This is a genomic window from Bacillus sanguinis (assembly GCF_018332475.1).
In the GTDB taxonomy this organism is placed as follows: Bacteria; Bacillota; Bacilli; order Bacillales; family Bacillaceae_G; genus Bacillus_A; species Bacillus_A sanguinis.
The window spans coordinates 1-8,681 of sequence record NZ_BOQB01000328.1 but is presented as its reverse complement, the minus strand read 5'-3'; the positions used below and the strand labels follow the sequence as shown (position 1 = coordinate 8,681).

The window sequence follows — 8,681 nt, the reverse complement described above, 5'->3', positions numbered from 1 at the left end:
GTTGTATGATTTAGATGATATATATTCTTATCATGTAAAAATATCATTTGAATTTCAATATTAGAAAGGTGAAAAGTGAGTTTTTTCAGAAAAAACAAATTAAGTTCTTGACTTTATAATTGGATTTTTAATACAATTATATTTCGACTGAAAAATTAGAACGGACAGGAGGGAATCATCAAATGAACAACATTTTTGAAGAAGAGTTACAAAAAATGAAAGATACATTACGTACGATGGATGATCAATTAGAACAGCTTGAAAAAATTCCAGTTTATTATGGCGATGATTTTAAAGAACAAATTCTTGAAAGTATGAGGGAGTCTAATAGACAAAACTTACGTATTGGTGTACAAGAACCGTACTTTGGAAGATTAGATTTTCAAGAGGATGGCAAGGAAGGTATTATGCCAATCTACATCGGTAAGGTAGGTGTTTCAGATAAAGATACGATGAAACCAATTGTAATTGATTGGCGGGCACCTGTCGCAAGTATGTTTTATTCATTTACCGGCGGTGATGAATTAGCGTTTTATCAATCACCAGACGGATTAGTAGAAGGTGATGTTTATTTAAAGCGAAACATCTCTATTCGAAAAAGAGAATTAGAACGTGTTGTTGATACATATGTAAAAGGAAATGAAGATGTCTCGCATGCCGATGATTTTCTTCTATATCGATTAGGTGAGAATAAAGATAATAAACTAAAGGATATTGTTTCGACGATACAATCGGAGCAAAATGATATTATTCGTGCGGAAAGAAACTTACCATTACTTATTCAAGGGGTTGCAGGAAGCGGTAAAACAACGATCGCTTTACATCGCCTTGCTTTTTTAATTTATGAATATCGTGAACAGCTAGAAGCTGAGAGAATGATTGTATTCGCTCCAAATAGTCTGTTTTTAGACTATATTTCGAGTGTACTTCCGGAATTAGGTGTAGGGAATATTAGTCAAACAACATTTCCGGACTGGGCATTACGTACGTTAGATGATTCGGTGAAACTGAAGCAGACAGAAGAAAAATTGAAAGAAGCCTTTTCTATTAATCGTGATGAAAGAAAGGTTATGCTTGGTAAATTGAAAGGTACATTGGAATTTAAGTCCTTTATTGAAGAGCGAATGGTTGAATTTGAAAAAGAGCTAGCGCCAACAAGTGATTTTGAGGCATGGGATAAAGCTGTTATTCCAGTGGAAGATATTAAAAAGTGGATGCAAGTGGAATATAAACACTATCCATTAAAGAAAAGAAGAGAACGTCTAGTCGGCCGAATGAAACGCTGGATTGAAATTGAACTGAAAAAGTATGGAGAAACAAACGAGAAAAAATTACTCAAAAAAGAAGCAACTAAAAGACTGAACACTTACATGAAGTTTTGGCCGAAAATGAGTGCTCTTTCACTGTATAGTTCAATATTAAAAAGTAAGGAAATACTTGAAGTATTACCTGAAGAACTTGTTAAAGAAACAGAAAAGAATGGTCGTAAAAAAGAAGTGTATGTAGAAGATTTACCCGCTTTAATATACATACATCACCGCATCACAGGTATTGAAATCGGACAGAAATTCCATCACGTCGTTATCGATGAAGCGCAAGATTTCTCGCCTTTTCAAGTTTATGTATTGAAAGAAATTACATTAGGTAATTCTTTTACTATATTAGGTGATTTATCTCAAGCGATTTATGATTATCAAGGAATTGAAGATTGGAGTGCGTTTAAGGAAGTATTCCAAGAAACAGGTTATTATGAACTGACGAGAAGTTATCGTTCTACAAAAGAAATTATTGAATTTGCAAATGAGATAATAAAAAATGCAGAAATTCCTGTAGGGCTTGCAACGCCAGTTTTCCGTAGTGGAGAAGAAGTGAAAGTAATTCATACAGAAGATCAGTTTACTGAAATTGTGAAGACATTAAAACAGCTACAAAATGCAGATGTGAAAACAATTGCGGTAATCGGAAGAACAGACGATGAATGCCGCGATATGTATGAGAAATTAACGAATGCAGGATTGACTGTAAACGTCATTGAAGCAGATCAAAGTAAATATGAAGGTGGTATTTCAGTAGTACCTGTATACTTAGCGAAAGGGTTAGAATTTGATGCTGTTCTACTCATTGATGTCGATGAAGAACATTATAAAAATACGAAACACGATGCGAAGTTATTATATGTTGGATGTACAAGGTCGCTTCATGATTTATGGATTTTCCATAGCGGGGAAGCATCTCCGTTAATTAAGAAATAAAAATACAAGAGGCTTTTCTAGTAATGAATCGGAAAGTCTCTTAGTTTATAAATATATAGGAGACATGATAGTGATTACAAAAGTAATAACACAGAGAAGTTGGGAAATCGCAAAGATAAATGGAGAAATTAATGAAGTTTCACTAAAAGAAGAGGGATTTATACACTGTTCATCTTTAGAGCAAGCTTTAAACGTTGCGGAAAAATATTTCATCCATGAAGAAGGTGTTTTATTATTGACAATTGATCCATTCTTAGTGAAATCAGAAATAAAATATGAACTTGCTTCTAACGGTCAAGAATATCCGCATGTTTACGGAGCAATTAATATAGATGCAATTATAGATGTTGTTCCATTTCCTAGGGAAAAAGGGGAATTTATATTACCAGAGTTACAAAGTTAAGCGTGTTATAAGTAAGCTAGAAAAGCACAAATTAAAAGTTTGTGCTTTTTATTATCCGTTTTTTGGTAAAAAAATATTGTATTTGTCACCTTGATACTGTACGATACATAGTATAAAACACATACTGTATGACATATAGTAATGAAAACGAGGTGAGTGAATGGATGCTTTATTAAATTCGTTAATTACTGAACTAAGAAGAGGTACATTAACATTAGCTGTTTTAAGCCAGTTAAGAACACCGCAGTATGGGTATTCACTTGTCCAATTATTGGAGCAATCAGGGATTACAATCGATCAAAGTACGTTATATCCACTACTTCGCCGATTAGAAAAGCAGGAGCTAGTGACGAGTAGTTGGGATAAAACGGAGAGTAGACCGCGTAAGTATTATGTTTTAAGTGAATACGGATTTGAGATATTTTTGCAGTTGAAAAAGGAATGGATAAAGGATTCAAAAGAACTTTATAACTTATTAAAGGAGGAGGACAAGAATGAATTTGATTGATATTTACGTTGAGGAAGTAGCGAAGAGATTACCTGAAAACAATCGTGAAGATATTATTCTTGAACTACGGTCAACAATCGAAGATATGTTACCTGATGATTATAATGAAGATGATGAAAAAAGGGTTCTTGAAAAATTAGGGAGTCCAGTTTCATTGGCAAATGGGTACTTGGATAGGCCGATGCATTTAATTGGACCTCGTTATTTTGATGTATATACGACATTATTAAAAATGATCATACCGATTGCAGCTGTTATCGCACTCATTGCCATGGTTGCAGAAAATTTTGTAGGATATGATGGTGAGCAAGCGGTATTAAATGTTATTTTAAATGTGATAGGTAAAGGAATTGGGGAAATTATCGAAGTAGGTCTCCATGTATTTTTTTGGTTGACACTTGTATTTGCAATTTTAGAAAGAACTGATAAAGATAAAGGTACTCAACCGTTGACGACAAGTTTAAAAAAATGGACGCCTGATGATTTGAAAAATACTTCGTATGTTCCAAAGAAAAAATCGATCTCAAAGTTCGAAGTATTTGGCGGGTTAATGTGGACGGCAATATGGGCAACACTTTACTTTTATGCGAACCATCTTGTAGGTGTATATAATGCTACGGAAAGCGGATTGAAGTTTGTCGCGCCAACTTTTAATCAAGATGTGTTACTTCAGTATTGGCCAATTGTTATGATTATGATTGTTCTTGAAATAGCTATATCTCTTTATAAGTTAGTACAGGGACAATGGACGAAAAGATTGGCAATCGGGAATGCTATTCTTCAAATAGTTGGAACGATAGTATTCATTATAATTGTAGTAAATCCGCACATATTTACCGATGGATTTATTACGTTTGTGGCAAATGTGTTCACTATTTCTCCGGAAGAACTTAAAAAGTGGCTAATTGGTGGGGGTATTCTCATTTACGTTTCATCTGCTGCATTAAACATTTATGATGGCTTTCGAAAAGCTAGTGTTCGTGTAACAAATAGGTAGTTAAAAAGAGAACGTATATGAAAGGAAGAAAACGATGATAAGGGAAGCAAGGAAACAAGATGTAACATACATTTTAGATATTTATAATGATGCGATACTGAATACAACTGCTGTATATACGTATAAACCCGTAACCCTTGAAAATAGAATAGATTGGTATGGACAAAAAAAGGCTGAAGCTTATCCAATCTTAGTATACGAACTTGATAATAAAATAGTAGGATTTGCGACATTTGGCCCATTTAGATCTTGGCCTGCCTATAAATATTCAATTGAACATTCTGTATACGTTAATAAGGAATATAGAAATAGAGGAATTGGGACATCTTTAATGAAAGAACTGATAGCCATTGCACGGGAAAGAGAATATATGACTTTAATTGCTGGAATTGATGCGGAAAATGAGAAAAGTATTGCTTTGCATGAAAACTATGGATTTGTTCATGCCGGGACGATTAAAAAGGCCGGTTATAAGTTTAATAGGTGGTTAGATTTAGCTTTTTATCAATTGGAGCTGAACGGGCCAGAAAATCCTATAGAAGAATAGAAAGTTAAAGTCTTAGGTAGCAATGAGTAATTCATGCTACCTTTTTCCTATTGTAATAGCCGATTTAATTTATTAAAAAGGGTTTTTACATTATATATTGAATTATTGAAGGTGATAAAACGATATGAAATGAGGAATCAAAATGGAAACTGTCATTCAAAAAATGAAAGAGATACAAGTCGACGTGAAAATAAAGAGGTAGATGAAGCTTTTGCAGTAGCTTTGAAGTACATATACAAAGAATATAGTGAAAGTATGCTAGGAGTGAGCGATTGAAAAGAAACTTATAGACATCAACAATAATCATATTAATCTTAACAATTATTGCTTTGGAAGTTGGAATCGCGATTTACGATCATAATTTGTCATTAGATACAATTTACTTTGCAGCGATTCTGATTTGTATAGTATTACTCTTTGGTACACGTATTTCTAAAGAGAAAGAAAATACATCGAAACAGAGACGAAGAAAAACAGCTCTTTTATTTTGGCCATCTATTTTACTGTCTATCGCTTCTTTTGCAGTTATAAGTTATATAAGAGTAGGCTATGTTTCTGTGCCAGGGATAATTGGTTTTTCATGCTTTGTTACTTATGGTGGATTCGTATTTATTAGTATTTTAAAGAGAAAAAGTAAAAATGAAAGGTAGCTTAATAAGCTGAAAGGAAGAAATATATGAAACACATAGAGAATGGTACTCGAGCTGAAGGAGAATACATAAAAAATAAGGTCATTCAATATAACATGTCTATTATAACAGATGAAGCAAAACAACTGATGGAACATGTAAATTTCGTAGTGAAAGATGAGGATGGAAAAATTTTTGGCGGGGTAACAGGAACGATGTATTTTTATCATCTTCATATAGATTTTTTATGGGTTGATGAATCGGTTCGTCATGATGGTTATGGCAGTCAACTGTTACATAAAATTGAAGACATTGCGAAGGAAAAAGGTTGTAGATTAATATTATTAGATTCATTTAGTTTTCAAGCACCAGAATTTTATAAAAAGCACGGCTACCGAGAATATGGTGTAGTTGAGGATCACCCTAAAGGACATAGTCAACACTTTTTAGAAAAGAGATTGTACTAGTCGTATTCGTGTTTACAAGAAAAGTAGATTTTAAAAGCATTGCCAACAAGGTGATGCTTTTTTAGTTTATAGTATCTAATCAATTTGATGCAATGAGGGGAACGAAAAGTGTGATTCGTATAACAATGATTTTCTTTTTTTATGGAAATGAGTTACTGTCTTTGTAGAAGAGAATTGTCGTAAAAACTAACAATACCTGTTGAATTTTTAGAAGGGGATGAGCAATAAAACGAGCACTGAATATAATAGTGATAAAGGAGGTGTTAAGTTATGGGTTATATTGTAGATATTTCGAAATGGAACGGTAACATTAACTGGGATGTAGCAGCTCCACAACTAGATTTCGTAATCGCTAGAGTACAGGATGGATCAAATTATATAGATCCTCTATATAAAAATTATGTCCAAGCAATGAAAACAAGAAATATTCCATTTGGTAACTATGCATTTTGCCGATTTATTTCAATTGCTGATGCGAAGAAGGAAGCGCAAGATTTTTGGAATCGCGGTGATAAGAGCGCTACAGTTTGGGCGGCTGATGTAGAAGTAAAAACAATGGATGATATGAGAGCCGGTACACAAGCTTTTATCGATGAATTACGCCGACTAGGTGCTAAAAAAGTTGGCTTATATGTTGGTCATCATGTATATGAGCCTTTCGGAATGGCGAACGTAAAAAGTGATTTTGTATGGATTCCTAGATATGGTGGTAACAAACCAGCATATCCTTGTGATATTTGGCAATACACCGAGACAGGTAATGTACCAGGTATCGGTAAATGTGATTTAAATCAATTAATAGGAAATAAGCCACTTTCCTGGTTTACTGATTCAGTACAAAAACAAGAAAACGTACAAGCACAAGTTTCTAAACAAAATATCATTCAATCAGGTGCTTTTTCACCATATGAGGCTCCTGAAGCTATGAGAGCTTTAACATCGGTAAAGATGACTGCTAACTTCATTTTACAATCGGATGGCTTAACGTATTTTATTTCCGATCCAACTAGCGATGCGCAATTAAACGGTATGAAAGGTTGGCTTGATCGAAAAGGTTGGTGGTATGAAGTTAAATAATAAAAAATAACAAGTTACTATGTGTGCAAAAAAAGAGCCATCCTGTTGGAAGGCTCTTTTTTTGCTATTCAAATAGCTTATTCATTAAATCTTGGATTTCACGTCTTCTTTTATTTGTTTCGTTCTTATCAATTGTAAACTTATTATCCTCGATTATAAGAACATCACCTTCTTTTGCAGTAGAAGGGAGTTTGGATTTAGGTACATCAATTGTTTCGTTATTCATTTCAATAATTGCTAGTTCACCTTCAAAACGGTCAATAATACCTCTTTGCATAATTATCTCTCCGTTCTTACAGAAATGTTAGAACCGTCACTATTAATAACTACAGTTCCATTTAAATCAGTTCGATATACATTAACAGACATTGCATTTAACTTCGCTAAAGTTTCCTTTGTAGGATGGCCATAGCGGTTACCTGCACCTGCACTAATTACAGCGATACTTGGTTTCACTGCATCTAAAAATTGCTGAGAAGAAGATGTCTTACTTCCATGGTGGCCAGGTTTTAATACATCGGATTTTAGGCCGGAACCGTACGTTGCAACCATATCGTTTTCACTTTTAGATTCAGCATCACCAGTAAATAAGAAAGATTTGCTACCATGTGCTACTTTTAATACAGCACTCCACTCATTTAGATCATTACCGTATTCTTTAACAGGAGCTAAAAATTGTGAGTTTAAACCATTGATTGGTAAAGTTACTCCAGACTTCGCTTCTTTAATAGTTAACCCTTTGTTAGCTACTGCAGTTAAAAAGTCTTTAAACGTTTGTGTCGTATGACTTACTTTAGGTGCGTAAACGTTTTTTACATTCATAGCATAAAGTACTTCATCCAATCCGCCTACATGATCGGCATCAGGATGAGTGGCAATCATATAATCGATAGTTTGGAAGCCTAATCCTTTTAAATAATTTGCTACTACTTTACCTTTTCCGTTGTTACCACCGTCAATAAGGATCGTTTCTCCACTTGGCGATTTAATAAAAGTAGCATCACCTTGTCCTACATCAATATAATGAACTTCTAACTTTCCTTTAGGCTTAGGAAGAGCAGGACGGAAATTTGGTTCTAATACACGAGCCAAGAATGCAGCGAATTGCTCACGAGTTACTTTTACACCTGGACCAAATGTACCATCAGGCAATCCAGTGGTAATATTATTTTGAGCTAAAATTTTGACATAATTGTAACCCCAATGAGTAGATGGAACATCGGGGAAATTGACGTCGGCACCTGTAGGCTTCAAATCAAAAGTTTTAACTAAAACCTTTGCCATTTCTGCACGAGTTAATGAGCGATCAGGGAAATAATTCGTTTCACGTTGTACAATGTTATTATGTGCTAACTTATGTACAGAATCATAATAATAGATACCTTTGGCTACATCGGAAAAAATATGATTATAGCTAGATGGTTTTTCTAATTTTAACGATAAATCTAGCATTAAGGCCATTTGTCCACGAGTTACATCATCGCCCGGTTTAAAAGTTCCTTCTGGCGTACCTTTAATGATACCTTTATCCGATAAATAGTTAATTTCTTTAATTGCCCAATGATTAGATTGAACATCAGGAAAAGATTTAGCACTTGTAAAATTAGGGATGAATAACGATAAGATTATGACAAATGCTGTTAGTAATAAACTAAACTTTTTCAAAAAATCGCCTCACTTTATGTATTTTTTACCTTATTAACTTTACCATTTCTTACAAGTAATTCAAAGTTTAATAGTTAAATATCTTATTAGTAAGTGTGTGTATTTACGAATTCATCAAATCTAAACATAGTAATGA

The 8,681-nt window shown here is 33.8% G+C and carries 11 protein-coding genes; 9 read left to right on the top strand and 2 right to left on the bottom strand.

Annotated features, from left to right (window positions below):
- Nucleotides 1-182 precede the first annotated feature (182 nt).
- The 9 genes from KI369_RS25135 to KI369_RS25095 all read left to right on the top strand — a co-directional run bounded on the left by KI369_RS25135 (nucleotide 183) and on the right by KI369_RS25095 (nucleotide 6,880).
- Nucleotides 183-2,252: a HelD family protein gene (locus KI369_RS25135; RefSeq protein ID WP_212958014.1), complete on the top strand. Its 2,070-nt coding sequence runs from the start codon at nucleotides 183-185 to the stop codon at nucleotides 2,250-2,252.
- Nucleotides 2,253-2,322: 70 nt separating this feature from the next.
- Nucleotides 2,323-2,655, top strand: a complete 333-nt coding sequence (locus KI369_RS25130) for a DUF952 domain-containing protein (RefSeq protein WP_212958012.1) — start codon at nucleotides 2,323-2,325, stop codon at nucleotides 2,653-2,655.
- A 160-nt stretch (nucleotides 2,656-2,815) separates the two neighbouring features.
- Nucleotides 2,816-3,163: a PadR family transcriptional regulator gene (locus KI369_RS25125; RefSeq protein WP_212958010.1), complete on the top strand. Its 348-nt coding sequence runs from the start codon at nucleotides 2,816-2,818 to the stop codon at nucleotides 3,161-3,163.
- Nucleotides 3,150-4,160, top strand: a complete 1,011-nt coding sequence (locus KI369_RS25120; protein WP_212958008.1) for an HAAS signaling domain-containing protein — start codon at nucleotides 3,150-3,152, stop codon at nucleotides 4,158-4,160. Before KI369_RS25125 ends, KI369_RS25120 begins: the two co-directional genes overlap by 14 nt.
- A 34-nt stretch (nucleotides 4,161-4,194) precedes the next feature.
- Nucleotides 4,195-4,707: a GNAT family N-acetyltransferase gene (locus KI369_RS25115; RefSeq protein ID WP_212958006.1), complete on the top strand. Its 513-nt coding sequence runs from the start codon at nucleotides 4,195-4,197 to the stop codon at nucleotides 4,705-4,707.
- Nucleotides 4,708-4,836: 129 nt separating this feature from the next.
- Nucleotides 4,837-4,983, top strand: coding sequence for a hypothetical protein (locus KI369_RS25110; RefSeq protein WP_212958005.1), 147 nt, complete (start codon nucleotides 4,837-4,839; stop codon nucleotides 4,981-4,983).
- A gap of 23 nt (nucleotides 4,984-5,006) precedes the next feature.
- Complete coding sequence (locus KI369_RS25105) at nucleotides 5,007-5,357, top strand: hypothetical protein (RefSeq protein WP_238484956.1); 351 nt, start codon at nucleotides 5,007-5,009, stop codon at nucleotides 5,355-5,357.
- Nucleotides 5,358-5,383: 26 nt separating this feature from the next.
- Entirely contained in the window at nucleotides 5,384-5,803 is a 420-nt protein-coding gene (locus tag KI369_RS25100; RefSeq protein ID WP_212958003.1) for a GNAT family N-acetyltransferase, read from the top strand.
- Between the two features lie 270 nt (nucleotides 5,804-6,073).
- Complete coding sequence (locus KI369_RS25095; protein WP_212958001.1) at nucleotides 6,074-6,880, top strand: GH25 family lysozyme; 807 nt, start codon at nucleotides 6,074-6,076, stop codon at nucleotides 6,878-6,880.
- Nucleotides 6,881-6,944: 64 nt separating this feature from the next.
- Here the strand turns inward: KI369_RS25095 and KI369_RS25090 are convergent, their stop codons facing one another.
- Together KI369_RS25090 and KI369_RS25085 are read right to left on the bottom strand one after the other, a co-directional pair.
- Complete coding sequence (locus tag KI369_RS25090; RefSeq protein WP_212957999.1) at nucleotides 6,945-7,157, bottom strand: DUF3006 domain-containing protein; 213 nt, start codon at nucleotides 7,155-7,157, stop codon at nucleotides 6,945-6,947.
- Nucleotides 7,158-7,159: 2 nt separating this feature from the next.
- Entirely contained in the window at nucleotides 7,160-8,545 is a 1,386-nt protein-coding gene (locus tag KI369_RS25085; protein ID WP_212957997.1) for an S-layer homology domain-containing protein, read from the bottom strand.
- Nucleotides 8,546-8,681: the final 136 nt, after the last annotated feature.